Raw genomic sequence first — 25,796 nt, forward strand, 5'->3', positions numbered from 1 at the left:
TTAGAATCCGAACAGGCCTGTTCATTCGGCAAATTGACGTTAATATTCATTTTCGTAAGGGTGAAATGTATAATTACGCCCTCTCTCTTTTGCTAATAACAGGAACAGGTTTCACGTGAAACAGCATTACGATACATTTTGGGAAAAACTCGGCGACTCACGCTTTGACGAGTGGAATAAGGAACTTCCCGACATGATCGATCATGCCCTGCATCCTGAAGGCAACGGCAACCTGCCACGCTGGCTAGCCGCGCTGGAAATCATCCACGACTATCCACGCGATCAAATCAGCCACCTGAACCAATCCGTTGTGACGGTTGGCGAAGACGATTTGGACGACGGCCACAAGCATCAACTGGAGAGTGCTTTACGGGTTCTGATGCCTTGGCGAAAAGGGCCGTTCAGCATCCACGGCATTCATATCGAAACCGAATGGCATTCCGATTGGAAGTGGGATCGCGTGCGCCCGCACCTAGCCGCTCTCGAAGGTAAACGCGTACTGGATATCGGTTGCGGCAGCGGTTACCACCTGTGGCGTATGGCGGCGGAAAACACAAAACTGGCGGTGGGCGTCGACCCTAGTTTATTGTTCATGAGCCAGTTTCTGACGCTCAAACACTTCATCGGTGAATCCGTTCCCGCCTATTTCTTACCGCTCACTCTGGAAGCGTTGCCAGTATCGCCAAAAGGCGGTGCTTTTGATACGGTTTTCTCCATGGGCGTGCTTTACCACCGCCGTTCACCAATCGACCATATTTATGAATTGAAAAATCAGCTGGTCGCTGGCGGAGAACTGGTTCTTGAAACTTTGGTGGTTCCCGAAGAATTCGGCCAGCTTCTGGTTCCTGAAGACCGTTATGCCCAGATGCGAAACGTCTGGTTCCTGCCGTCGGTTTCGGAACTGCAACGCTGGATGGAGCGTTGTGGTTTCATCAATGTTCGCTGTGTGGACATAGACCAGACCTCAATTGAAGAGCAACGCTCTACGGATTGGATGCAGTGGAACTCCCTCAAAGACTTTCTGGATCCCGACGACCTGAACAAAACCGTCGAAGGTTATCCAGCGCCATTGAGAGCGGTCATGGTCGCCAACAAACCTAAGTGATTGAATGGATAACAATTACCGAGCAATCGGAAATAGCCCAACACATTATTGGGTTATTACTCATAAGTAATTGATAGTATTAAATTAACACACTCTAATTCATTGAAAATACGTATCGCCGACCGTCGAGACACCCATTATAATATCTATCTAACTTTCAGTATAAAGCCTGTATAAATTTTGAATCATACAAAGGTGTATTCATGTTCAAATCCCAGGGACTACAATCCAAAATTCTGACGACCATCATCCTTGTTTCCTCTATCGTCCTTATTGGACTCGGATTATTTGAATATTTCAAATACCAGAACGAATACAAACAAACCGCAGCGGACGTCGCTAAAGAACTTCGTGGTGACATGGATCGTAGCCTCAACACCAAACTCGAGATTGGCATCAGTAACGCCGTGAGTTTCTCCAGCAACGCCCAAATCATCGATGCTGTAGCCAACAATGACCGTGCTGCGGCACTTGACGCCCTCAAAAACGTCAATAAGGCCTTTGCCGACAACACCAGTTTCAAGAACATTAAAATCCACATCCACACACCGGATAACCACTCATTCTTGAGAGCCTGGAAACCGAACAAAAACGGTGATGACCTTTCCGCTTTCCGATTCGGTGTCGACAAGGTCATCAAGGATAAAAAAGCGATTTCAGTGCTGGAATTAGGGCGTGCGGGGCTCGCCGTTCGTGGCATCACACCACTATTCAAAGACGGCCGCTATATTGGTTCACTGGAATTCATCCAAGGCATGGGGAGCGTCGCCAGAGATTACACCGCCCGTAATATGCAGTACGCCCTGCTTTTGAACGACTATGCCCTGACAATTAGTACCAAAGCCAAAGATAACACCAAAATCGGCGACTATGTTCTGGGCAGTGAAACCGCCTTCAGCAAACAGGCGGTTGAGATGACTCAGAACATCAACTGGGATCAACTGAACAAAAACGGTTGGCTATTGCAGGATGGCTTGTTGATTACCCAATCCATCGTCAAGGATATGCAAGGTAAAGAAGTGGGAGTACAGATTTTGGGGGCACCTCCGATCGAACTCGAAAACCGCATGTCAGTCATCAAACAAGCCGTCATCAAGGAATTGGTGATGCTCGTAGGTATCGTCATCCTGATGGGTATCGCGATCATGCTGGTAATCCGTAAAGTGGTTCTGCTTCCTGTGACCGATTTACAGAAAACGATTCAAGCTGTGACCCATGAAGGGAACTTTTCGGCCCGTGCAAAGTCTTCGGATCATAACGACGAAATTGCCTCTATGGCGAAAGACTTCAACCACCTATTGGAAAATACCCATCAAGTACTGAAAGAGACCTGCGACACCATGCAGGCGATTGGTAACGGCGAGCTGAAAAAGCGCATCCAGATTTCGACCGTGGGCGATCTGGACAAACTGAAAAACCAGATCAACCTAAGTGCCGATACGCTTGAAGTCACAATGGACACCTTAGGCAAAACCCTCACTGCACTTGGGCAGGCCGATTTCGGCGCCAAGATCGAAAACAACGCGGATGCCAAAGGCGCCTTCAAAGAAGCACTGGATAATGCACAGTCAACTTTAAGATCCTTGGACGGTGCTGTTTCCGAAATCAACCAAGTGGTTGCCGACATGGCCGACTCCAATTTCTCAAATCCAATTGAGATGCCACTGAGCGGGGATCTGGATAAACTGAAACAAAACATCAACCAGGCGCTTAACAACCTTCAAACCGGATTTGAAAGTTTCACCGGCAGCCTGACCAACCTGATCGACGGCGACCTGACCACCCACGTAACAGGCGATTACAAAGGGGAGCTCGCCAGATTGCAAGAAACCATCAACAATGCAATCAACAACATCGCGACGATATTCATAGACATCAAACAAACATCAGAATCCGCTTTGTTGAATATCCAACAATTATCGGACGGCAACAATGACCTGAACGACCGCACCCAAAATCAGGCTGCGTCGCTTGAAGAGACAGCTGCGGCAATGGAAGAGATCGCTTCCACCGTCCAGAACTCAGTTTCCAGTGCCAGAGAAGCGAACGATTTCACTACGCAAGCCAAGGTGGATGCGAATGAGGGTGAAAGAGTCATGCAGGAAGCTCAAGCGGCCATGCAGAGTATTCACGAATCCAGCACCAAGGTGTTTGAAATCACCACCCTAATCGACAGCATCGCATTCCAGACCAATCTGCTTGCTCTGAACGCGGCCGTGGAAGCAGCCCGTGCCGGAGAGCACGGTCGTGGTTTCGCGGTGGTCGCGGGTGAAGTCCGAGTTCTGGCACAGCGTACCGCGGATGCTGCCAAAGAGATCGGTGGCTTGGTTACCGAGACCACCAACCAAATCAACCACGGTACCGAACTGGCGACAAAATCGGCTGAAATGCTCCAGAAGATCAACAGCCAGGTGACTTCGATTTCAGAAATGGTCGCGGAAATCAGCCGCGCTTCCGAAGAACAGGCTGTGGGTGTAACTCAAGTCAATCAAGCCATCAGCGATATGGATTCCAACACGCAGAAAAACGCGATTCTGGTAGACAACGTCGCTCAAGATACTTTGAGAATGAATGGAGAGATGTCCCGTCTTGTGGATCTGATCGGTTCTTTCAAAATCGATACCAACAAATTATTGCCTAAAAAATAATCCAATCACTTCATTCTAAGCAGGCCTGTTCAGTTTCAAACAGGCCAATAATACGTAAATCATCTTACATATGTCCTAAAACCCCTCCAGTTTCAAAACTTCCTCCATAGTTATGCGTTTGTAACACCTACGTATCTCAGTATAATGAAAATCCTTTTACAATTAGCTAACCGCAAAGTTCAACGATTATGATGTCACCGACCGATTCGATCCTAGCCGCGCGTTTTCAGACCTTACAGGCACACATCAACCAACAGATCATTGGACAGCCCCATTTGACGCAACGGATGCTGATCGCTCTGCTTTCAGACGGTCATCTTCTCGTGGAAGGGCCTCCGGGACTGGCAAAAACCAAAGCCATTAAAGTCTTGGCCGAACTCATCGAAGGAAGCTTCCATCGTATCCAGTTCACCCCCGACTTACTGCCGTCGGACATTACCGGAACCGAAGTCTACCGCCCGGAAACCGGCGTATTCGAATTCCAGTCCGGCCCGATTTTCCACAACTTGATTCTGGCCGATGAAATCAACCGCGCACCGGCTAAGGTGCAGTCCGCTTTGCTTGAGGCTATGGCGGAAGGTCAGATCAGCGTCGGAAAACACTCTCTACAGCTCGACAAACTATTCATGGTCATGGCGACCCAGAACCCGCTGGAACAGGAAGGAACCTACCCTCTTCCGGAAGCTCAACTGGACCGTTTTATGATGCATGTCAAAATCGACTATCCATCGGCGGAGAGCGAATACCAGATTCTGGAATTGGTTGAGAACGAAGAACGCAACATCCAGCCAGCCACACCCGAACACCTCACCCAAGACGACTTGTTCAAGGCTCGTGATGAAATCCTCGGCCTTCACATGGCCGATGCCGTCAAAACCTATATTGTCGAACTGGTCGTGGCCACGCGAAATCCGGCCGCCTACAGTGCCGATCTTGCAACCAAAATCAACTACGGCGTCAGCCCGCGAGCCACTTTGGCTCTGTCACGTTGCGCCCGAGCACACGCTTGGCTGCAAGGCAAAGATTTCGTCAGTCCCGACGACGTTCAGGCCGTGATTCACGATGTCTTCCGTCACCGCCTGCTGCTAAGCTTCGAAGCGGAAGCGGAAGGACTGAGCGCCGACGACCTTATAGACCAAGTGCTGAGTTACGTACCTGTCGTTTAACCACAAGGGATACAGTAAGCCATGACGTCCTTAGCCCATGCCGAAAATTCGACCCTGAGTGACGCCGAATCGTCCACAGACGATCTATATAGCACCCTTGACGAGCTGGTGGCGTTTCGGTTTCACGTGAAACATCGTACACTCAGCAGCCAGCAAAAAGTCATGGAACAGCTTAGCGGCGGTCATCACAGCCTACGCAAAGGCAGCGGTATGATCTTCAGCGAAGTCCGTCAATATCAAGCCGGAGACGATATTCGTCATATTGATTGGCGTGTCAGCGCACGTACCCAGAAAGTGCATACAAAAGTCTTTACGGAAGAACATGAAAAACCGGTAGTGATCGTCTCCGAACAAACCCCTGCCCTGTTTTTCGGCAGTCAAGTCAGACTCAAGGCGGTACAAGGACTTAATCTCGCTGCCATTATCGGTTGGACAGCATTGCAACAAGGCGACCTGATCGGCGGCCTGAGCTTTAACCAGAATCATCAGTCCTGGGTTAACCCAAAACGCCAGAAACAGACCCTGCTTAGTTGGCTGCAACAAACCATCGTATTGCAACACAGCCTTAAACAGCCGGGGACGTCTCAACCACACCTCTGGCAACAAGCGACGCAACAGCTCTTGAAAACGGTAAAACCGGGAAGTAAATTATTTCTGATCGGCGATATGCTCAATCTCAATGAAGCCAGCCTTCAGCACCTGCAAAGTTTGCGAAAACATAGCGAAATCACGGCCATACACCTTTTCGATCCGCTGGAAAAAGAGTTGCCAAAACTGGGGTGGCTGAACCTGAGCGCCAACTGGTTAAATAAGGGATTGTTGCCGCTGAACAGCCTGAGAGGCGAAACCCGTAGACAGTATCGTCAAACCTATGAAAACGCTTGGCAGACGGCTGAAAAGAATTTACGTAACATGCAAATTCCGTTGATTGAAGTTTCCACTGTGGATAGCCCGATGGAAGCGTTACTCAAATACAAAATCATCCAATAGAGACCCCGAGAAATGAATCCGACGAATCTAGTGGATAACAACAACCCACTCAGCCAACTCAAGGACATCCACCTGCCCGATCCGATTGGTTGGTGGCCTTTGGCGTTCAGTTGGTGGGTACTGATATTCAGCTTGAGCGCCATCGTTTTCGCTCTGGTCTGGTTCCTGTTGGATCGCCACAAACGCAACGCCTACCGTCGTGAAGCGCTTAAACAGATGAACGCCATCCAGGCAGACGACAATAGTGAGGTTTCTGAACGCATTCTGCAAATCAACGCTCTGCTGAAACAAGTAGCGATTACCGTCTACGGTCGCCAGGAAGTAGCTAAACTCAACCAACAAGCCTGGCTGGATTTTCTGCATGAAACCGCTAATTTTGTTCGACAACCGACCAATGCCATCGAGATTCTCGAATTGTCTTATCAGGGCAAAGGCCACAAAACCGATGCTGAATTGAATGAATTACTGCTCGCCTGGCAAAATTACGCTCAGCAATGGATCAAGGGGCACCACCTATAATGCAATGGTTCAATGTTTGGCAAAACTTCGAATTCCTTTGGCCGTGGATGCTCGCCTTCCTGCCGCTGCCCTGGATAGTGCGCCTACTGGTAAAACCCGTGCAACACCAGCAGACCGCCCTGTTGGCTCCACAGATTGTTCAGCGGGTTTCCAGAGGGCTTACTGAAGAATCTCTAATTCAACCGGAAGTCCGTTCACGCCGGATTCCTATGCCGTTCGCACTTCTTTGGCTACTCTTCATTCTGGCGGCCATGCGTCCGATCTGGTATCTGACACCGACGCCTTTTACAGCGAGCGGTAAGGATATGATCCTAGCCGTGGACCTCTCAGGTTCGATGCAAAAAGCCGACATGTATCTGAACGGCAAAGATGTCGACCGATTGACTGCTGTAAAATCGGTGGTTGCGGAATTCATCGAACAGCGTAAAGGGGATCGTATGGGATTGATTGTCTTTGGTTCCCAAGCCTTCTTACAAAGCCCGTTGACCTATGACCTAAACACAGTCAAAACCTTGCTTAATGAAACGGAAATCGGCATGGCCGGCAACAACACCGCCATCGGAGACGCCATCGGCCTGACACTGAAACACCGGATGAAAAACCATCAGAACCAATCGGTTTTGGTACTGCTGACCGACGGTTCCAACACCGCCGGCGAAGTTGATCCAATAAAGGCCGCAAAAAAGGCGGCGGAACTGGGATTAAAAATCTATACCATCGGCGTTGGTCAGGTGAAACACAGAACCGGCTTGGACGCGTTCTTCAACGGTGGAAAAACCGATATGGACATCGACAGTTTGAAGAAGATCGCCGAATTGACCCACGGACAATTCTTCCTTGCCAACGATACCCAACAGCTGCAGCAGATCTACCAGTCGATCAACCGCCTAGAATCGGTGGAGCACGAAGTCCACAGCTACCGTCTTCGCAGCGAACTCTATGTCTGGCCACTGGGTCTGGCGTTTTTGATCAGCCTGCTGATAGGGTGGCTAAAACTTAGACAGGCGGGAGGCTGAAATGGAACTGCATTTTCTACGTCCTTGGTGGTTTTTAGCCTTGATCCCGGTCGTTTGGCTGCTCTGGAAAGCTTGGCATATTAAACTCAAGCAAGGCGCCTGGCAGACGGTCATCGCGCCCAAATTCCAGAAACTGCTGCTCGATTCCAAGACTCAAAACCAAGGCCTTACTGCAACAAGACTCGCCATCGTCGGTCTGGCATGCTTATGGGTCATGGCCATCGTTGCTCTGGCCGGTCCCAGCTTGAAATCGGTCAAACTTCCGGCGGAAAAAACCCATCAGGGAACGGTTGTCTTACTCGACCTGTCACTTTCAATGTTAGCCGAAGACATCAAACCCAGCCGCATCAGCCGTGCACGTTTCAAATTGATCGACCTGCTCAAAAAGCACCCCGACACCGCTTTTGGCCTGATCGCCTATTCCGGCAGCGCCCACACCATCGCACCCGTTTCGGAAGACAACCAAACCCTGTTATCCCTGATTCCGACCTTGAGTCCGCTTATCATGCCCAAATACGGTTCCGATCCTCTATTGGCGATGAAGCAGGCCGACCGCCTATTCAAGGGCGCCAACATCACACAGGGGCACATCGTCTGGATCACCGACGACATCGAGAGCGAACAGCGCGAAGCCATTGCCGACTGGATTCGTAAAAACGGTTACAGCTTGAGCATTCTCGCCGTAGGCACCCAGAGCGGCGGTGCGGTCAACATACCCAATTACGGCCTGCTCAAGGACGACAAAGGCGCAATCGTTCTGCCCAAATTGCCTTATGCGGAACTGGAAAACTTGAGCCGTGAAACCGGTGCCGCACTGACTCCTCTAACCATCGACGAAACCGATCTGGATCGGCTTATGCCGAGCCGCCTGGCGGCACTTGCCAAACAGCAGGCCTCGAAAGAACAGGAAAAAGAAGTCCTGCATCAGTTGGACGATGGAACCGCTGTTATTCTGGCCATGCTACCCCTGCTCGCTTTGGCGTACCGGCGCGGTTGGCTTTTCAGTCTGGCACTGTTGATGGTGTTGCCGATCGGTGGACTCTATTCTCCACCGAGTTATGCAGATGCGGAAACCAAACTTTCCGACTTTACAGATGTCTTCCAGACCCCAGACCAACAAGCGTATAAGGCTTGGAAGAAACAGGACTACCAGGCTGCCGAAGCGCTGTTCGAATCGCCGCAGTGGAAAGGCAGCACCCTCTACCGGAACGGCAAGTACAAAGAGGCCGCCGAACAGTTCAGAAAAGATCCTAGCGCTACCGGCCTGTATAATCTGGGCAATGCGCTCGCCAAACAGGGAAAACTCAAAGAAGCAAAACAAGCTTACGAACAGGCCTTGCAAAAACAGCCGGAATTACAAGACGCTGAAGCCAACCTGAAACTGATGGATAAGCTCCTCGACCAACAACAAAAGTCGGCTAACCAATCCATGCAATCGCCTCAAAACGGCCAGTCCAAGAGCGATCAAAACCAGCAGGAGTCCACCCCGCCCAAGTCGTCTGATAAACAGGACACACAGAAATCCAAGGATTCCGGCGACCAATCACCACAAGGGAAAAACGGCTCCAGTGATGGCCAACAAGGCTCAAAAGAACAACAGGCTGAGGAAAATTCAAAAACTCAAAATCAAAATGATGCGGCTCAAGATGATCAGCCCCAACAACAAGCGCAAAAGAAATCCGGTAAGGATACAAATAAACAATCTTCCGAAACCGATAGCACACCGGCAGATCAAACCGGAAAAGAAGAGCAGAAAGACGCTTCCGGACAGCTCGACCGATCTTCCGACGACAAAGAAGACGACAAGCAGGCCGGATCGTTACAACAGACCGAACAGCAACAGGCCACTGAAAACTGGCTACAGCAGATTCCCGATCAACCCGGACTGTTTTTGAAACGTAAATTCGAATACCAATACCAGAACCAAACGAACCAAGGTTCGGAAAAACCCGATGAACAGGCAGCAAAAAAGATATGGTAACCATGACTAGTCAAAGATTCTTTACCGAAGGATACCTGAAAAGAGTCGTCATAACGCTCATATTTAGCCTTCTAAGCGTTTTCTCTACCTCATCATGGTCTGACAGCCTTACGGTGGAAACGGATCGCCAGACGGTTGAATTTGGCGACATCGTCAGCCTCTACGTCACGGCCGATTTTCAAAGTACGCTCGGTCAGCTGGATCTCGAACCGCTTAAAGACCAATTTGAAGTGCTTGGTTCCCAGCGCAGCAATAACATCCAAATGGTCAACGGCGACTTCCAATCGAGTACACGCTGGCTGATACAGCTCCTTCCCAAACAGGCCGGGGAACTGATCATCCCGCCGTTCAAAGTCGGTGATGCCACTAGCCAGCCCTATAAACTCACAGTTATGCCGATGCAGAAATCACTGACAAAAGGGAGTTTAAAACCCTACTTTTTGGAAGCCAAGGTCAGCACCGATTCACCTTACGTACAAGGTCAGGTCATTTACAGCCTGCGTTTCTACTACCGTGGGCGCCTGATTTCCGGCAACATCCGTCCGCCCGAGTTCGGTAACGCCCTAGTGGAATCCCTGAAAAAAGAATCGGTGTTCAGCAAACAGATTCAAGGGCAGGCCTATACCGTCTACGAATGGATTTACGCGCTCTATCCGCAAAGCAGCGGTGAGCTGAAAGTGACCACACCGGTGTTCACCGGACGCATTCAGATCGACAATCACCTGAAACAGATTCAGGCCGTCGCCAATGAACTTACCCTAAAAGTAAAACCGGAACCGGAAACCTTTAAGGAGCAGTCAACCAACCCTTGGTTACCGGCAAAGCGCGTCAAAATCGACCAGAAATGGAACCTGCCGAAAGATGAAATTCGTGTCGGCGATACCCTGACGCAAACTCTGACTCTGAATGTGGATGGATTGATGGCCAACCAGCTCCCGACCCTGACGCTTGACGCGCAAGACGGCTTTAAGGTGTACCCTGATCAACCGACTACCCAGGAAGAGAAACAGCAAAACGGGATCCTAAGCACCAAGGTGATTAAACGCGCCATTATCCCGACTCAGGCGGGCACTCTAACACTCCCTGAACAGAGTCTCTACTGGTGGAACACGGAAACCGACACACTGGAAACAACCCACATTCCGGGCAAGACGCTGAAAATTCTGGAGTCAGCCGATAAAACAGCTTCACAATCAGGTTCGGGAACGGAAATGCTTGCCCATGACCTCAACGCGATTACACCAACAGCAGCAACCGGTAAAGCCTCGTCAAATGACCTGTTCTGGAAAATATCGACCACCGTTTTTGCCATTCTCTGGTTGCTGACTATGGGGCTGTGGCTGATGGAAAAGCGTAGAGGCAAAAACATTCAGGAAAATAATCGGGAAAACCTCGAAACCGATTCGCGCCAAACCGAACAGGCCTGGTCGGAACTTGACGGCTTGTGCAAACTGTCGCCCCCTGAGCTTTATCCGGCCATCAAGAACTGGCTGAGATCCCAACACGGCATTAAAAGTTTTTCGGAATTGAACGACCCGGCATTGAAGGCTCAACTTCTTCAACTCGAAGCCAGCCTGTTCAATGACAAAACGTTTGATGAGACCGCCCGTTCAACCCTGTGTGAAGCGCTCGAGAAACTGGATCGAAAGCACACTTCGACACTGGCCGAGTCTCAATTGAAAGACCTGTACGCCCACTAAGGCTTGTATCCGGTCGTAGAGGCACTTAAAGGCTGGAAATCAAACGCCGAAATGGTGTTCGGCAATCTTCTGAACTTCCAGATAATTGGTTTTCCCGGTTCCGGAAACCGGAATCTTCTCAACCAGAATAATGGTTTTCGGAATCATGATGTCTGCTACCTGCTGCTCTTTAGCAGCATCGGTAATAGTACTGCGGCTCAGTTCACAGTCGTCGGTCACCAGCACTAATTTCTCACCTTTACGCGAATCCGGCACCGACACCACCACATGATGTCCAGTCGGACTGGCCTGGTTGATATAACTCTCGACCGCCGTCAGCGACACCATCTCACCGCCAATCTTGGCGAAGCGTTTAGCGCGCCCTTTAATCCAGACATAACCGTCTTCATCGACATGCACAATATCACCGGTATCATGCCAGCCATCCACCGGCGGTTGAAGCACACCCGGCTCATCCGGCATCAGATAACCCAACATGATATTCGGCCCCTTAACCTGAAGAAGTCCGCCTTCGGCAATTCCGGGAACTTCCGCAATACGGTACTCCACCGCCGGCACCAATTGACCGACCGAACCATTCTTGAACGCCACCGGTGTATTGACTGCCAATACCGGCGTGGTCTCAGTGACGCCATACCCTTCATAAATCGGGGTATGGAATTTTTCGGCGTACAGTTGGCGGGTTTCAGGACGCAAACGCTCAGCGCCCGCCACCATGGCGCGGACACTGTAGAAGTCATATGGGTTCGCCTTACGCGCGTAACCATTGAAAAACGTATCCGTTCCGAACATTAAACGGGCATTGGTCTGGTAGACCATCTCAGGCACCACGGCATAATGCAACGGAGACGGATAAAGAAAGACTCTGGCGCCCTTTAGAATCGGCCAGATCAACCCGGCCGTCAAACCGAAACTGTGGAAAGTCGGCAAGGCATTAAACAGTCTCTCACCCGGCAACAGCGTCAGCATCGCGCTGATCTGTTCGATATTGCTGATCAGATTGGTATGCGAAAGCACCACACCTTTTGGCATCCCCTCTGAGCCCGAAGTGAACAGCACCACCGCTTCCGAATTCGGATCCTTTTTATAACCCGGTAATGACTTGGTACGACTCAACAGGCCTGTCAGTTTGCCAATGACTCCAATGTCAGCGCGCACCTCTTCAAGATAAACAAAACGCACACCTTCCATCTCATCAATCAATGGTTGCAGCCCGAAAGCATCGACAAACTTACGCGAAGTGACGATAGTCCTCAACTCAGCCGTTTCACAGGCGGATTTCATCGCCTTCAAGCCGGCGGTGAAATTCATCATCGAAGGAATATAACCGTAAGCCTGCAAAGCAAAGAAAGTCGCCGGCATACCTGTCACGTTAGGCAGCATCAAGCCGACCCGTTTCTCATCCCCCAAAACCCGGTGCAATTGTCTGCCCAGAACCTTTGATGCCATAACCAGTTTCTTCAGACTCAAAGACTGGTCGTTAATGTCTTCGACGCAGATCTCCTTAGCGTGATAAACCTGCTTTGCTTTCACCAACGCCTTGAACAGACTTTTCTCTTCGACCGAACCGTAATAAGCAAGGTCACGCATCAACGTATAGATATTCTCTTTCAGAGAGTGGTGTCTGCTGTGTCCTTTGAGGCGAGCCGGCGGATTGATGTTCTTAGCGGGTAAGATGGTCAGAGTGATCTTAGGGAACCAGAACTGCTGGATAAAACCATAGAAACGCCCGTTCAAATAGGAAAGTTTGCTCAGTTCTGCACCACGGATGTGAACCGGTAGGATGGCGGCATGGGTTTTGTCGGCCACCATCGCCGTGCCTTCGTAGACCTTCATGAGGCTACCGGTGGTGCTGATGCGCCCCTCCGGGAAGATCATGCACTGCTTGCCCTTTTTGAGCTCAGCGATCATATGTTTGGCCGCATAAGGACTGTGTAAATCGACCGTGAAGAATTTACCGAAATAGAGCACGAATTTGCCGTACCATTTCTTGGCGTGGTTCATTCCGACCATAAAGGTTGTTTCACCCGGAACGAACAGGTCAATCAGTGGTCCATCCAATAAGGAAACGTGATTGGCAACGATCAGAAGTGGCTGTTTGGACTGGTCAACGGCATGGTAATTTTCCAAACCTTTGACTTCCACCCGGTAGAAAACCCGAAACAACAACCTGACAAAAGATTTAACCAACCACTTCATCGTGAAACCTCAATTTTTAAACAACTTCTTCTGCTACGCGTCTTATTTTTTATTCGGAAACCGATTCCGATTCGTTATACAAAGCGCGCTTCAAGTAAAACAATACGGCGATCAATACGTTGAACACCGCCAAAATCAACAGCATGGCAGGTAGCGTCAGATCGAACATATACCCCACCATAATCAAAACCGACGACAACACCATCAAAAACGCATTGACGATATTATTGACGGCAATCATTCTAGCACGAGTGCCCTGCGGGGTCTTTATCTGTAGATAGGTATACAGAGGCACAATATAAGCGCCGCCCACCACGGCCAAAACGAACATAAACACTAAAGAAAGGCTTTCCGGCCAAAGCGTCAGGAACTCGCCCAATCCCATCAAAACACCGGAATCCCGAACCGCAGACTGTCCCATAATCGAATCCGCCACCAGCACGCTGAAAACCAGCAACAAGGACATCATCAGCAATAGAGCCGGATGATAGGTTAAATTCACTTTCTTTTTGGAAAGCTTGGAAACCAGGCCGGAGCCGACTGCGATACCGACTGAAAACATAGTCAAAAAAGCCACTACCACATCTTCATTGGCTTGCAGAGTGTATTTAACAAAGGTCGGAATCTGACTGAGAAGCACGGCGCCGATAAACCAGAACCAGGAAATCGCCATCACCGAAAAAAACGACTGGGAATAGCCACGGCAAGAATGAATGATCTGCCAGGTACTGCGGAAAATGTTCTTATCGATCTTCACCGACGCGGTTTGCTGGCTGGTCTCGGGAACCATTAGGCTGGCAATGTATCCCACAATCGCAACGGCCATCACTGCCATGGATACCCATACGGTACCATTTTCCAAAACAACGCCACTGCCACCGGCGATTGTACCCAGCAAAATGGCGATGAACGTCGAACCGCTGAACCAACCGTTACCCCGTAACAACTGGTCTTCTTTCAGCACTTCCGGCAAAATCGAATATTTGATCGGTCCAAAGAAGGCCGACTGCGTTCCCATCAAAAACAGTGATACAAACAGCCATTCCAGTTGCAGACTCATCAAACCCAACACACCGGTCGCCATAATCAGAATTTCGGCTAATTTGATCTTTCGAATCAATACCGATTTAGGGAAATGGTCGGCGATTTGGCCGGCAAAGGCGGAAAATAAAAAAAACGGTAAGATAAAGATTCCGGCTGCCAAAGTGATATACAGTCCGGTCTGCTCGTCGGATTGACTGAGCTGGAAAGCGATGAGCATGATCATCGCATTTTTGTAGAGATTGTCGTTGAACGCTCCTAAAAACTGCACCCAAAACAGCGGAAAGAAACGTCTTGAAAGAAAAAAGGAAGAAGTTGACCGTGTCGGGGAATTTGGCATAAAAGGCTTCTAATTCAATTAAACAACATGCGCTAGTATACCCCGATTCAACCAATTCTTAAAAACAACAGGCCTGTCCGAATTACGGATCAAATCTTGATGTATTTCCAGCCTTCGTTCAAACGCTCAACCACCGCATCAATCGCCGGCTTATCGTGACGAACCTGAGGAATGACGTTGACTTTTTCACCTCTTTGCATCGCTCTTTCCAAAGCTCTTTTACAAGCATAGAGCGTCAAATTGTCATATTGGCCCAACAGCTTTTCAAGCTGGTCGTGATTCGGGTTATTAACATCGAACATCTTGATCCCTTTATAGTTCGATATAAAATCGACCTTCACATTAGGACCACCATCCTTCAAAAGCGTTTCGATTTCGTCCAGAGCTTCCGCCTGCTTTTTCAGGTCGTCGGAATCCAAATGAACAATATACTTTTGCTGATCCGCCTGTGCCATAGCCAACGGCTGTTGGGATACCCCGCCATTCTGGCCACTGAACAAGCTCAACATTCCGGCTCCCATAACAACTCCCAAAAACAACGAAGCTGCGGCGGTTTTAGGGATCGACCAGACGCGTTTCGAAACCGGCTTCCTATCTCTTTCCGGAACCGGAATGTCCGCATAGGCTGACTTCACCTGTGATTTCAGAGCCCTAAGGTGACAAATTTCATCCTGCAGTTCCGAATCGAACTGCATCGCTTCTTCAATCTCGAAACACTCATCCCGGGAGAGCTGGCCGTCAATATAGGCATGTATCTGATAGGTTTGAACTGACTTACCCATTTATTTCAATTTCTCCGTAGTGGAACCACTTTATCTCTTTGGACATCACTATGCTGCAACAATGAACGCAATTTTTCACGCCCCCTTGAAATCCGGCTCATCACAGTACCGATCGGAGTCGAAGTGATATCCGAAATCTCCTGATAACTGAAGCCCTGCAAATCCGCCAGCACAATCACTTCACGCTGGTCAAAAGGCAGCTTCGCCATCGCCTGGTAAAAGGCATCCTGACTCTGTTTTTTTATCATCTCGGATTCACTGCAATCAACCGAAAAATGCTGGTCGATTTCGGACTCTTCCGCCCACTCCCAGCGACGGTTGAAACGCATATTGTCCAAAAATTGGTTTCGCATGATCTTACTTAACCATGCATCCAAATGTTCCAAATTGCTTAGATCTTTACGTTTTTCCAATGCTTTAAGCATCGTTTCCTGTACAAGGTCCTGTGCCATAGCAGGATGATGGCTCCAAGCATAGGCCAGTCGATACAGGCGATCATACTTGTTTTCCAACGCTGCATTGAATCGCCGTCTTTCCTGGGATTCACAAAACAGATCGGCTACCTTGCTCGAAAATTTCATTTACACATCACTTGTTTGAATTAACACCTTTTTTCGATACTAATTCAAATCTCGTTTTCAATGCAACAAATATTTTTTCTAAACATATTAACAACTTACGAAATAAATAAAACTATTAACCTAATAAGAATTACTGGTTTAAAAAATTGGAATAAATTCATGGTCCAATTCGTTTAAGGGTTAAGCGCGCTGAATTTTGATTATTTTGAGGATACAACAACATGCTAATAAAACAGGCTCATAAACTTTTAGGATTGGTATTGGCCGCCTTGGTCACCATCCCGGCGTTTGCAGCGCAGAAAGAGGCACCTTTGCCGGATACCTTCGCAGAACACAAGATTGTCTTACAAATCAGTGACCGCGATCCTTTCAAACAAACTTTAGTGCTTAATGTCGCTAACAACCTTCAACGTTACTATTCGTCTGAGAACGTCGACATTGAAGTAGTCGCATTCGGTCCTGGCGTTCGCCTTATGTTGGACAAGAACGTCAACACACCACGTATTAAATCCCTAATGGCCAGCGGTATCCGCTTCAGTGCTTGCGCCAACACTTTGAAAAATTTCGCAGGCAAGCTAGGACACGAACCTAAAGTAATGGAAGGCGTAAACATCGTTCCAGCCGGAGCAGGCAGAATCCTTCAATTAAACGCTGCCGGTTGGCAGATCCTTAAGCCTTAACATTCACTGAGGACATTCATCATGCAATCGATAAAACCTTACCTAATCGCCATCTTCATGTTGCTGGCATCGATTCTGACACTGAACAGCGCCAACGCCAGTGACCGTTACGGACATCAGAAAGTGGTCTACCACATCAATTATGACGACATCAAAAAGCAGTCGTCTACGTTACGTAACATTCAAAACCACATCAATGCAGTTGGTGCAGACAATCTGGATCTACGTGTTGTACTTCACGGCAACGGCTTATCACTTTTGTTGAAACCCGAGGCACTGAAAAACGTGCCTAAATTCAAAGCGGCCAATGCCACACTGGAAATGGCTCAGAAAATCGACCAACTTAAAATGCAGGGCGTAACTTTCAATGTCTGCGCCAACACCGTTAAAGGCCGTAAAGTAGATGTTGACCGAGATCTTTACGATGCCAAAAAATCTGACATCGTTCCAAGTGGCGTTGCGGAATTGGCTTATCTTCAAAGCCAGGGATTCCTATACCTAAGACCCTAATCCATATCTAACTAACAGACCAAAAAGATAACGTCTCTGAATAAGAGAAGAGGATACTTATGCTAAATAAAACCTACAAATTCAAAAAAACCGCCCTGCTGTTCGCCCTTGCCGGCGCACTAGGAGCTCAGTCGGCACAAGCTGCCAACTGGTTGATGCTTCAGGGAACCGAAAAGGATCACCAGGGACCAAGAGCGAAAGTCTGGGGGTTCGTACAAGCTGATTATATGCAGACCGACGACACCAAACTGAAAGCGGGTCCTTATGTCGGAAAATCGGCTGCATTCAACCAGCTGGGGCCGCAACTTACCTCCTCACAAGGTTTCAATATCCGACGTGCTAGGATCGCGGTCAGAGGGAATAACTTCCCACTGGATGAGAAGGTCAACTATTTCTTAATGGCCGAATTCGGTAATAACGGGATTACCACAGGTGGAAAAGCATCACAGGGGCAACTGACCGATGCCAGTGTCACCCTGAATCACATCCCGGGCGCACGAATCCGTGCCGGTCTATTCAAAACCCCCGGAGCGGAAGAGGGATTACAAGGTATTGGTGTTTTCAACTATGTGAACTTCACCAATGTTACCGATCGATTAGTGCTGGAACGTTTCTATGACAATGCCGCCAACAATACAGGCAGAAATGGTCCGGTCAGTGCCTTCCGCGACACCGGTGTTCAAGTATTTGATTCATTCCGTCAGGGAGACTGGGAACACAGTTACGCAGTCATGCTGGGTAACGGCAATGGCTTAGCGCTTCAGGACAATGACAAACATCAAGACCTATATCTATATGCCTCGACCGAAAAGATCTTCGGTGATTCAAAAGGTCCGAGAAGACACGGTATGAAATTCTTCGCCTGGATGCAGGACGGTAAACGTACCTTAGATGACGTTGGAACAGTCGACCGTAAACGCTCTGGTTTGGGTACGACCTATTGGGATGGTAAATATCGTCTGGCCGCCGAATACATTACCGCTGACGGCATGATCTATGGTGGAACCAAAGGGGCCGGAACGCCTGCTGACGGAGCCACATTCAGTGTTTTTCCGGATGAAAAAGCAACCGGATACTATGTCGACCTGGGTTACCGAGTCTTACCGAACCTGGAACTGAACGCGCGTTATGACATGCTGGATGCTGCGACCGAAACCGCCGCTCTTCACCGTGAACTACAAACCACGACCTTAGGTGCCCAGTATTTCTTCAACAAGAAAACGTCACTCAAGGTGAACTATGAGATTCGCAATATCGACGCGCCTGATCTACCTGCGGCCTCACCGGTGCACGATATTCTGGACAGCCTGGATAACCGAGTTTCAGCTCAACTTACCGTAGTCTATTAAACTACATACTTTTTTTGCGTTGTTTGGTTGGTACTCCGAAACTCAACCACCTTTGCCCTCGCCACTTGGCGGGGGTTTTTTTATCCCGGTAACAGATTAAGCCGCTATGCCACTGTGACGCAATAAAGCGTCTATTTCCGGTTCACGACCCCTAAATGTTTTGAATAGAACCATCGGATCAATCGAACCACCCGCCGCTAAAATCGTGTTTTTGAATCTGGCACCGGTTTCGGAGTTCAAAATCCCTGTCTCTTCAAACAGACTGAATGCATCTGCAGACAAAACTTCCGCCCATTTATAACTGAAGTAACCCGCCGCATAACCGCCTGCGAAAATATGGCTAAAGCTGTGAAGCATACGGGTATATTCCGGCGGCTGCACCACAGCAACCTCCTCACGAATTCGTTTCGCCAGATCCAGAATGTTCTCAACCTCTTCCGGATTGTAGAAGCTATGTAATTCAAAATCCATTAATGCAAATTCAATCTGGCGCACCATCATCATCGCAGACTGGAATCCTCGGCTTGTCTTCAAGGATTCAAACAAATCATCCGGAAGTGGTTCTCCAGTTTCAATATGGGAAGACATCAAATCCAACCCTTCACGCTCCCAACAGAAATTTTCCATAAACTGGGAAGGAAGCTCTACCGCATCCCATGGAACACCACTAATCCCTGAAACATCCAAGTGTTCCATTTCCGTCAACAGATGATGAATACCGTGTCCGAATTCGTGGAACAGGGTTGTCACTTCATCATGCGTTAAACAAGCTGGTTTATCCCCTACAGGAGGCGTGAAATTACAGACAAGGTAAGCCACCGGTTTCTGCAATTCACCGTCTGAATGTTTCCAACGGGTAATCGCTGAATCCATCCAGGCACCACCACGCTTGTTTTCGCGTGCATACAGATCCAGATAAAATTGGCCAATCACCTTATCCGCCTCATCCACAAGTTCAAAAAAGCGCACATCTTCATGCCAAACAGACACTCCAGTCTTCTCTTTAACACGCACGCCAAAAAGTGTTTCTGTGATTGTGAACAGGCCTGTCAGAACCGATTTGACAGGGAAATAAGGTCGCAAAACCTCTTGAGATAACGATAGGCTTGACGCTTTAAGTTTTTCAGAAGCGTATGAAACATCCCACGGCTGAAAATCTTCAATGCCCAGTTCTTGTTTCGAAAACGACTTCAACGCCGCCAATTCTTTTTCTGCCTGAGGCTTCGATTTAGCTGATAAATCACGTAAAAAGCCCAATACTTGATCGGTATTTTGTGCCATTTTTGTTGCCAACGAGTATTCAGAGTATTGGTCGAAACCAAGAAGATTGGCCAACTCATGTCGTAATTTACGAATCTTTTCGATGTTTTCCGAGTTATCAAATTCAACATTCTGCGCCTGATCCGAAGCACGGGTTCCAAACGCACGGTAAACTTCAGCACGCAATTCCCTTGAGTCCGCATGCATCATCACAGAGATATAAGACGGAAAATCCAAAGTAACCAACCAACCTTTTAACCCCTTCTGTTCGGCCAACTGTTTCAACAGTCCCATAGCACTCTCAGGCAGTCCAGCCAATTCATTTTCATCTAAAATGTTTTTTGACCAGGCCTGTGTCGATTTCAAAACGTTATTTCCAAACTGGCTACTTAGCTGGGAAAGTTGTTGAGAAATAGTTTGGTATTCAGCTTGTTTTTCTGGTGATAAATCGATCCCGGACAATCGGAAATTACGCAATGCATTTTCGATTACCTTCTTCTGGGCCAGAGAATAATCGTTGAATTCTTCGCTATCAGCAATCGTAGAGAACTTTTTAAACAGGCCTTTGTTCTGACCCATTTCAGTATGATATGCCGTCACCTTTTCTAGACATGCCGTATAAGCGGAATGCCATTCATCACTGTTTTTCACAGAATCCAAATGACCGATTGGGCCCCAAACACGTTCAAACCGATTATCAATTTTCTCCAATGGTTCAATAAAATTATCCCAAGTAGGTGCTTCTTCCATATTAACCAAACGTTCCACTTCAGCACGATTGTCCGCCAGCAACTGATCGACAGCCGGCTCCACATGTTCCACGTGAAACATATCGAATTTCGGTAAATCTGTGATATTTAAAAGCGGATTTTGATTGGTATTTTGGGACATAATTCAGAGTCTTTTTATTGATTTCAAGTGAATGCATTATAGCCCAAACCAGCCTGTCTCTAAATGGCTATCACTTACGATGATTAATTCACCCTTACAAAAACAAATCCAAAACTGTTGAATCTAAATAAACAAATAGCGATTGCAGACAATGAATTTCATATGAATTTGCTACACTTAAAACGAATCTTTACATCTACTGAAAAAATAAATCATGAAAACATTCCAAACCGAAATCACAATAACCAGTCCTCAAAGAGGTACTTACAATATCACTAAAGAAATCGACAAATCCGTTACCGAATCAGGCATTAAAACGGGCTTATGCCATGTATTCATTCAACACACATCGGCCTCTTTAATCATTACGGAAAACGCCGATCCGACCGTACGTGAAGATATCGAATATTGGATGCAGAAAACCGTGAAAGATGGCGATCCAAGCTACCGCCATAACTATGAAGGGGACGATGACATGAGTGCTCACATACGCTGTATGATTACTGATATGAGCCAAACCATACCGATCAGCCACGGTCGTTTAAATCTGGGGACTTGGCAAGGCCTGTTTCTCTACGAACATCGAACCGGAAGATTCAACCGTAAAGTGGTGATTACCATTCAGGGCGAATGACTGAATTTACAACATTGTTATTCAGGTTGGTAACCCAACCTGCGCATACATTCTTCATACGGAATCAGTCGTTCACCCTCGGTATTGGTCAGACTTTGTTGGCCCGAAGCCAATCCCTGACAATAGGCTTTATCCTGAATGTACTGCTGTTCCGTCTGACCTGTTTTGTTTACAAAATGATGGGAAGTGCACCCGGTCATCAAATAACCCACTAACATCAACGATGAAGAAACCAACACCCTTTTCATTTTTCTTCCCCTTTTGAAATTATCCTGATCACTGCGCAAACGGAAACATCACATTAATTTCAAACTACCTATTTTAAGAATAGCATAACCCAATTATGCATCTTCATGATTAGAACGTTTAAACAATCCAAATTTTAAAAAACTTAATATTTCAAATCGTCGGAAAACAAAAAACAGAATCCCTTTAATAACCATATTATTTGTATGTTTACTTTATTGGAATTGCCTCATATTAAGATTACAAAACATAAAAGGACAAAAAATATTCAAATAAAAGCGATTTGAAGGATTTTTTCTGTTTTTCCTGGCAAGTGCATTACCAGAGTTTAAAAAACTTCAACAGGGCCCATTTACGGCTGCCTATTTTTTAATCAAATAGGCCGATTGAAAATAAAATTCACTATCTTGAATAAGACTAGAGATTCATTTTCAATTAACTCAAAACCTTGTTCGAAGAATTTGTTTCGATTGGCTTATCATCTTCCAACTGCAAACGTGAAATTCGTTTGGACAATGTATGCAATTGCTTAAAACCATCCACTAACTGCATTTCGTATCGAAAAACCGTTAGGCGTTCTTGATTGGGTTGAAAACGACGAACTTGATGCGCCAACGCTTCTTGTATCAAATGGTCGATGGTCGGCTTGATTGCGATAACTTCCAACGCCGATTCAGAATCTTCCTTATAGATGGATTGCATAGCATTCTCGATGGATTTACCGACTTCCGAAGTTAATTGTCCGACTAAGTTAAGCATGGTTTCACTCGGCTTGATATCGTCTTCGACCATTTCATGCAAAATATTCATCATGTTGGACTGGAGCGCCTCCAACATGGATTCCATAATGTTCAATACATTCATCAACTTCATATACTGTTTCTGCTCGTCGGCAGACATGGAACTCTGGCCGGCCCGACCCAAATAACTCAAGATAAGGCTTTGATAGGCACGGAGACGCCGGATTGTAAGGTCTTCGCGCGCCAACTTATCGATATTAGGTGATGCAATCATGCTTACTACTCGTTTATAAAACAAGCCTTGTTGTTTTTGGTAGTGTTCCAACTCCATTAAAACCGCTTTCATCGCCAGAGACGGCGTCATAATTAATGCTTCATCCAAAAATTCAGGTTTGTATTCCGCCATGGTTTTCTCTTCCGAAATCACCGGTACCAAACGATTTACAATCCATAAAAAAATCGGAATCAACGGTAAAAAAATCAAGAGACTGATCAAATTGAAAATCGTATTGGCATTGGCAATTTCCCTTGGCGTATTTTCAGCAAGCAGTAACAAGAGTTCATTATCACCAAATTCATGTGCCGAAATAATTGTTGCCAAATGCGCCAACTCCGGAATAAAAGGTAACCAAATCAATACACCTAACACATTAAACTGAACATGGATCAGTGCCGTTCGTAACGCTTCTCTGGATTTACCAATCGTTGCCAACATTGCAGTTACCGTAGTACCGATATTGGCACCCATCGCTAAAGCAATACCTGCCGGGAGAGTCAAAAAGCCGTTACTGGCCATGACTATGACAATCGCAATTGTCGCAGAAGAAGACTGCACTAAAGCAGTGAAAACCAATCCCACCAGAATTCCGTAAAATGGATTTTGCATCTGTTGAACCAATTGCAAAAATGGCTCATAACTACGTAATGGCGCCATACCTGTACTCATGAGGTTCATTCCCAAAAACAACAAACCCAACCCCATTATGAACTCACCAAAAGCCACCTTATTTCTAAGTTTGGCAAGAAACTGGATCAAAAAACCCACAGAAACCATTAAAAGAGCAAAGTTTTCAACTTTAAACGCCACAATCTGTGCTGTGACTGTAGTACCCAAATTTGCCCCCATCACCACGCTTGCCGCTTGTCCGGCCGTCATTAAACCCGCTGAAACGAATCCAACTGTGAGTACACTGGTAACAGATGAAGACTGAATCACCGCTGTCACACCTGCTCCCGTGATAGCACCCATAACTCGGTTGGTGGTCAGCTTTGCCAGCATATTCTTCATTTGATCGCCGGCAATAACCAACAGCCCTTTTATCATCTTCTCCATGCCGTAAAGGAATAATGCCAAGCCACCAAACAGTCCCATGAACATAGGAAACCAGTCCAAGCCTGGTATAGAGCCTTCCTCTTGGGCAAACGATCCTGTCGAATACAGTCCAACAAGTAACGATAAAATCAGCAAACCAGTGATTCGTTGAAACAGGGAAAAATGGGTGTGACGTAATAGGATCCAAGACATAGCGGACACTCTTGAATGAATGAATACACTCATGATAAACCATTAACACCTATTGGATATAGAGTTAAAACTGCAAACATTAATCAAGATGTTCAAGAATAAGAATGACTTAACTAAAGAATGTAATTATTTTTTGAATCGCTTAACAAAAAAGCCCCGCAATAAGCGAGGCTCTTTTACTCTTCTAACTTAAACAAAAATTAGAAAATAAATGCTGCTTTTTCCTTATCCATTTTATATGTCCAAGGCAGACCGGCATTTTTCCAGCCGTTAACAACGCGCTTGCCTTTGCCTTCTCCTGACTTGGCTTTATCACCTTCAAAACCTTGCCAAGCACTCCATACATTGGTGTAACCATTTTTAGCCATCAAATCTGTCGCTTTCGCTGAACGATCTCCTGAACGACACATCAAGATAATTTTGGTGTCCTTACCGTAATTGATACCGGTCTTTTTCATCAGATCTTCAACTTGGCCTACAAAGCCAGAATTGAATTGTCGCTTATACGTTTTTTTCTTGGCATCCCAATCTGAATAATCGAAAGTGATGTAAGGAACATTTCCATCGATCATTTCAGTATGCCCGACAAATTGAAGTTCGTAAGGAGTACGAATATCAACAAATAAAACCTTATTCCCTTCTGCTTTTTTAATGTCATACACTTCTTTAGGGCTTAGATAATGGTGAAGAATATCACGCTTCTTTTCAGGTAATTTTGCTTCAATTTCTGAGGTAGCAGAACCTGTTTTTACATCAACAGCGGCATATACTGATGAGCTGAATAAGCCCGCAGTAATAAATAAAGCCAGTAATCGTTTACATTTCATTCTTAGTACTCCTACATTGGATTAAAAAAATATAAAGCGATCCGATTATATTAAGGAATACTTATTTTTTCTTATTAAAAAATTTATGGATATAAAAGTATTATGAATTATATGGATATTACAAAGATCCCCACAAAACGGATATGAAATTAATAAAGGGATAAAACGAGAAGAGAAAATAGTCACCCGAAAAACGATTAGAAAAATATCAGTTCTTCCAAAGACTTATATAATTGATTCGAAAAGTGTATTATGTCAAAAATCGATTTACGGTTTTGATTCAGAACAAAGCTTTTTCAACCGCTCTTTACCTGGCTTAGAGCGGTTTTTTTGTTTCACGTGAAACATAACTATCGGTTTTATAACTGGTTCTTTCTATTCAGAGTCCAACACCGGACGAACCAAAGCAAACTGTTCTTGTATCTTTGAATAGTCGTTTCCACCCAACTTGCCTACGGCGTCCAATTTTTTTGAATTAATCATACCGTCCGAATAAACATCATCATTGACATAAAAACCAACCACATCCAACAGCATCATTTTACCGCCAGCCGGCTGATCCGTAATACTGATCACCTCCCGCAAACGGCATTCATAACGTACTTTCGCTTGTTTAACGCTCAAAGGTGATACTTGATGACTCTTATCCGTCTCTATACCAACTGCTTCAAACTCACTGATCTGGGAAGGATAATCAGCGCAACTGGCATTCATAACTTCAGCGAGATCCGAACTGACAACATTCACCACACACTCGCCGTTTTGCAAAAGATTAGACAAAGTGTCCTTATCAGCACGATCGCCCGGATTGACCTGAGTGACGCTAAGAACCGGAGGGTTGCAGCTTGCTACTGTAAAGAAAGAATAAGGTGCAAGATTATCAATACCATCATCACTTCGGGTGCTAACCCAGGCAATTGGCCTTGGAACGATGCCACCGACCAGAAGAGGATAAATTTCCGGAGTACTTAATTTTGCACTTTCAACAAACATAAAACACCTTTGAAAAATTGAATTCTGAAAGGCTGTTATTTGAGTACAAGTAGAAAAGGAATGCAAATAATTA

Annotated in this window: 21 protein-coding genes; 12 read left to right on the forward strand and 9 right to left on the reverse strand. The window is 46.7% G+C overall.

The window, feature by feature from the left end:
* The first annotated feature begins 115 nt into the window (after nucleotides 1-115).
* The 8 genes from cmoB to QCB45_RS07685 all read left to right on the forward strand — a co-directional run bounded on the left by cmoB (nucleotide 116) and on the right by QCB45_RS07685 (nucleotide 11,125).
* On the forward strand, nucleotides 116-1,105 hold the full coding sequence (gene cmoB / locus QCB45_RS07650; protein ID WP_279420310.1) for a tRNA 5-methoxyuridine(34)/uridine 5-oxyacetic acid(34) synthase CmoB: 990 nt from the start codon (nucleotides 116-118) through the stop codon (nucleotides 1,103-1,105).
* A gap of 203 nt (nucleotides 1,106-1,308) precedes the next feature.
* Nucleotides 1,309-3,753: a methyl-accepting chemotaxis protein gene (locus QCB45_RS07655; protein WP_279420312.1), complete on the forward strand. Its 2,445-nt coding sequence runs from the start codon at nucleotides 1,309-1,311 to the stop codon at nucleotides 3,751-3,753.
* Nucleotides 3,754-3,944: 191 nt separating this feature from the next.
* Complete coding sequence (locus tag QCB45_RS07660) at nucleotides 3,945-4,919, forward strand: MoxR family ATPase (RefSeq protein ID WP_347710075.1); 975 nt, start codon at nucleotides 3,945-3,947, stop codon at nucleotides 4,917-4,919.
* A 21-nt stretch (nucleotides 4,920-4,940) separates the two neighbouring features.
* A complete protein-coding gene (locus QCB45_RS07665; protein ID WP_279420314.1) occupies nucleotides 4,941-5,909 on the forward strand; it encodes a DUF58 domain-containing protein in 969 nt (322 codons plus the stop codon).
* A gap of 12 nt (nucleotides 5,910-5,921) precedes the next feature.
* Nucleotides 5,922-6,428 carry a DUF4381 domain-containing protein gene (locus QCB45_RS07670; RefSeq protein ID WP_279420315.1) on the forward strand — a complete coding sequence of 169 codons (507 nt, stop codon included), beginning with the start codon at nucleotides 5,922-5,924 and terminating at the stop codon, nucleotides 6,426-6,428.
* Entirely contained in the window at nucleotides 6,428-7,444 is a 1,017-nt protein-coding gene (locus QCB45_RS07675; RefSeq protein WP_279420316.1) for a VWA domain-containing protein, read from the forward strand. Before QCB45_RS07670 ends, QCB45_RS07675 begins: the two co-directional genes overlap by 1 nt.
* A gap of 1 nt (nucleotide 7,445) precedes the next feature.
* Nucleotides 7,446-9,425: a VWA domain-containing protein gene (locus QCB45_RS07680; RefSeq protein WP_279420317.1), complete on the forward strand. Its 1,980-nt coding sequence runs from the start codon at nucleotides 7,446-7,448 to the stop codon at nucleotides 9,423-9,425.
* Nucleotides 9,426-9,427: 2 nt separating this feature from the next.
* The gene (locus QCB45_RS07685) at nucleotides 9,428-11,125 is read left to right on the forward strand and encodes a BatD family protein (RefSeq protein WP_279420318.1); all 1,698 of its coding nucleotides are present in this window, start codon (nucleotides 9,428-9,430) and stop codon (nucleotides 11,123-11,125) included.
* A gap of 39 nt (nucleotides 11,126-11,164) precedes the next feature.
* On the opposite strand, the gene QCB45_RS07690 is transcribed toward QCB45_RS07685, so the two are convergent.
* The 4 genes from QCB45_RS07690 to QCB45_RS07705 all read right to left on the reverse strand — a co-directional run bounded on the left by QCB45_RS07690 (nucleotide 11,165) and on the right by QCB45_RS07705 (nucleotide 16,068).
* Complete coding sequence (locus tag QCB45_RS07690; RefSeq protein WP_279420319.1) at nucleotides 11,165-13,324, reverse strand: AMP-binding protein; 2,160 nt, start codon at nucleotides 13,322-13,324, stop codon at nucleotides 11,165-11,167.
* Nucleotides 13,325-13,373: 49 nt separating this feature from the next.
* Nucleotides 13,374-14,636 (reverse strand): MFS transporter, encoded by a 1,263-nt coding sequence (locus QCB45_RS07695; RefSeq protein WP_279420321.1) that lies wholly within the window; start codon nucleotides 14,634-14,636, stop codon nucleotides 13,374-13,376.
* A 158-nt stretch (nucleotides 14,637-14,794) separates the two neighbouring features.
* Entirely contained in the window at nucleotides 14,795-15,487 is a 693-nt protein-coding gene (locus tag QCB45_RS07700; protein WP_279420322.1) for a hypothetical protein, read from the reverse strand.
* A gap of 5 nt (nucleotides 15,488-15,492) precedes the next feature.
* Entirely contained in the window at nucleotides 15,493-16,068 is a 576-nt protein-coding gene (locus QCB45_RS07705) for a sigma-70 family RNA polymerase sigma factor (RefSeq protein ID WP_279420323.1), read from the reverse strand.
* 221 nt (nucleotides 16,069-16,289) lie between these two features.
* Here QCB45_RS07705 and QCB45_RS07710 point away from each other — a divergent pair, with 221 nt between their 5' ends.
* The 3 genes from QCB45_RS07710 to QCB45_RS07720 are packed head-to-tail and all read left to right on the forward strand — an operon-like array spanning nucleotide 16,290 to nucleotide 18,607.
* Complete coding sequence (locus QCB45_RS07710) at nucleotides 16,290-16,748, forward strand: DsrE family protein (protein WP_279420324.1); 459 nt, start codon at nucleotides 16,290-16,292, stop codon at nucleotides 16,746-16,748.
* A 21-nt stretch (nucleotides 16,749-16,769) separates the two neighbouring features.
* Nucleotides 16,770-17,258 (forward strand): DsrE family protein, encoded by a 489-nt coding sequence (locus tag QCB45_RS07715; protein ID WP_279420325.1) that lies wholly within the window; start codon nucleotides 16,770-16,772, stop codon nucleotides 17,256-17,258.
* 59 nt (nucleotides 17,259-17,317) lie between these two features.
* Entirely contained in the window at nucleotides 17,318-18,607 is a 1,290-nt protein-coding gene (locus QCB45_RS07720) for a porin (RefSeq protein WP_279420326.1), read from the forward strand.
* A 96-nt stretch (nucleotides 18,608-18,703) separates the two neighbouring features.
* On the opposite strand, the gene QCB45_RS07725 is transcribed toward QCB45_RS07720, so the two are convergent.
* Nucleotides 18,704-20,698 carry a M3 family metallopeptidase gene (locus QCB45_RS07725; RefSeq protein WP_279420328.1) on the reverse strand — a complete coding sequence of 665 codons (1,995 nt, stop codon included), beginning with the start codon at nucleotides 20,696-20,698 and terminating at the stop codon, nucleotides 18,704-18,706.
* Between the two features lie 274 nt (nucleotides 20,699-20,972).
* On the opposite strand from QCB45_RS07725, the gene QCB45_RS07730 reads away from it, so the two are divergent.
* Nucleotides 20,973-21,392 (forward strand): secondary thiamine-phosphate synthase enzyme YjbQ, encoded by a 420-nt coding sequence (locus QCB45_RS07730; RefSeq protein ID WP_279420329.1) that lies wholly within the window; start codon nucleotides 20,973-20,975, stop codon nucleotides 21,390-21,392.
* Nucleotides 21,393-21,409: 17 nt separating this feature from the next.
* Here the strand turns inward: QCB45_RS07730 and QCB45_RS07735 are convergent, their stop codons facing one another.
* The 4 genes from QCB45_RS07735 to QCB45_RS07750 form a co-directional block, all read right to left on the reverse strand.
* On the reverse strand, nucleotides 21,410-21,640 hold the full coding sequence (locus QCB45_RS07735; protein ID WP_279420330.1) for a hypothetical protein: 231 nt from the start codon (nucleotides 21,638-21,640) through the stop codon (nucleotides 21,410-21,412).
* A gap of 433 nt (nucleotides 21,641-22,073) precedes the next feature.
* A complete protein-coding gene (locus QCB45_RS07740; protein ID WP_279420331.1) occupies nucleotides 22,074-23,903 on the reverse strand; it encodes a Na/Pi cotransporter family protein in 1,830 nt (609 codons plus the stop codon).
* 200 nt (nucleotides 23,904-24,103) lie between these two features.
* Nucleotides 24,104-24,730, reverse strand: a complete 627-nt coding sequence (locus QCB45_RS07745) for a rhodanese-like domain-containing protein (RefSeq protein ID WP_279420332.1) — start codon at nucleotides 24,728-24,730, stop codon at nucleotides 24,104-24,106.
* A gap of 375 nt (nucleotides 24,731-25,105) precedes the next feature.
* Nucleotides 25,106-25,723 carry a flavin reductase family protein gene (locus tag QCB45_RS07750; protein WP_279420334.1) on the reverse strand — a complete coding sequence of 206 codons (618 nt, stop codon included), beginning with the start codon at nucleotides 25,721-25,723 and terminating at the stop codon, nucleotides 25,106-25,108.
* Nucleotides 25,724-25,796: the final 73 nt, after the last annotated feature.

This window comes from Thiomicrorhabdus sp. ZW0627 (assembly GCF_029767005.1).
Lineage (GTDB): Bacteria > Pseudomonadota > Gammaproteobacteria > Thiomicrospirales > Thiomicrospiraceae > Thiomicrorhabdus.

Bases quoted from the DNA above. Each gene is read 5' to 3' on its own strand.
- QCB45_RS07655 (WP_279420312.1), top strand. From the start codon at position 1,309: ATGTTCAAATCCCAGGGACTACAATCCAAAATTCTGACGACCATCATC.
- QCB45_RS07660 (WP_347710075.1), top strand. From the start codon at position 3,945: ATGTCACCGACCGATTCGATCCTAGCCGCGCGTTTTCAGACCTTACAG.
- QCB45_RS07665 (WP_279420314.1), top strand. From the start codon at position 4,941: ATGACGTCCTTAGCCCATGCCGAAAATTCGACCCTGAGTGACGCCGAA.
- QCB45_RS07670 (WP_279420315.1), top strand. From the start codon at position 5,922: ATGAATCCGACGAATCTAGTGGATAACAACAACCCACTCAGCCAACTC.
- QCB45_RS07675 (WP_279420316.1), top strand. From the start codon at position 6,428: ATGCAATGGTTCAATGTTTGGCAAAACTTCGAATTCCTTTGGCCGTGG.
- QCB45_RS07680 (WP_279420317.1), top strand. From the start codon at position 7,446: ATGGAACTGCATTTTCTACGTCCTTGGTGGTTTTTAGCCTTGATCCCG.
- QCB45_RS07685 (WP_279420318.1), top strand. From the start codon at position 9,428: ATGACTAGTCAAAGATTCTTTACCGAAGGATACCTGAAAAGAGTCGTC.
- QCB45_RS07690 (WP_279420319.1), bottom strand. From the start codon at position 13,324: ATGAAGTGGTTGGTTAAATCTTTTGTCAGGTTGTTGTTTCGGGTTTTC.
- QCB45_RS07700 (WP_279420322.1), bottom strand. From the start codon at position 15,487: ATGGGTAAGTCAGTTCAAACCTATCAGATACATGCCTATATTGACGGC.
- QCB45_RS07705 (WP_279420323.1), bottom strand. From the start codon at position 16,068: ATGAAATTTTCGAGCAAGGTAGCCGATCTGTTTTGTGAATCCCAGGAA.
- QCB45_RS07710 (WP_279420324.1), top strand. From the start codon at position 16,290: ATGCTAATAAAACAGGCTCATAAACTTTTAGGATTGGTATTGGCCGCC.
- QCB45_RS07715 (WP_279420325.1), top strand. From the start codon at position 16,770: ATGCAATCGATAAAACCTTACCTAATCGCCATCTTCATGTTGCTGGCA.
- QCB45_RS07720 (WP_279420326.1), top strand. From the start codon at position 17,318: ATGCTAAATAAAACCTACAAATTCAAAAAAACCGCCCTGCTGTTCGCC.
- QCB45_RS07725 (WP_279420328.1), bottom strand. From the start codon at position 20,698: ATGTTTCACGTGGAACATGTGGAGCCGGCTGTCGATCAGTTGCTGGCG.
- QCB45_RS07730 (WP_279420329.1), top strand. From the start codon at position 20,973: ATGAAAACATTCCAAACCGAAATCACAATAACCAGTCCTCAAAGAGGT.
- QCB45_RS07735 (WP_279420330.1), bottom strand. From the start codon at position 21,640: ATGAAAAGGGTGTTGGTTTCTTCATCGTTGATGTTAGTGGGTTATTTG.
- QCB45_RS07740 (WP_279420331.1), bottom strand. From the start codon at position 23,903: ATGTCTTGGATCCTATTACGTCACACCCATTTTTCCCTGTTTCAACGA.
- QCB45_RS07745 (WP_279420332.1), bottom strand. From the start codon at position 24,730: ATGAAATGTAAACGATTACTGGCTTTATTTATTACTGCGGGCTTATTC.
- QCB45_RS07750 (WP_279420334.1), bottom strand. From the start codon at position 25,723: ATGTTTGTTGAAAGTGCAAAATTAAGTACTCCGGAAATTTATCCTCTT.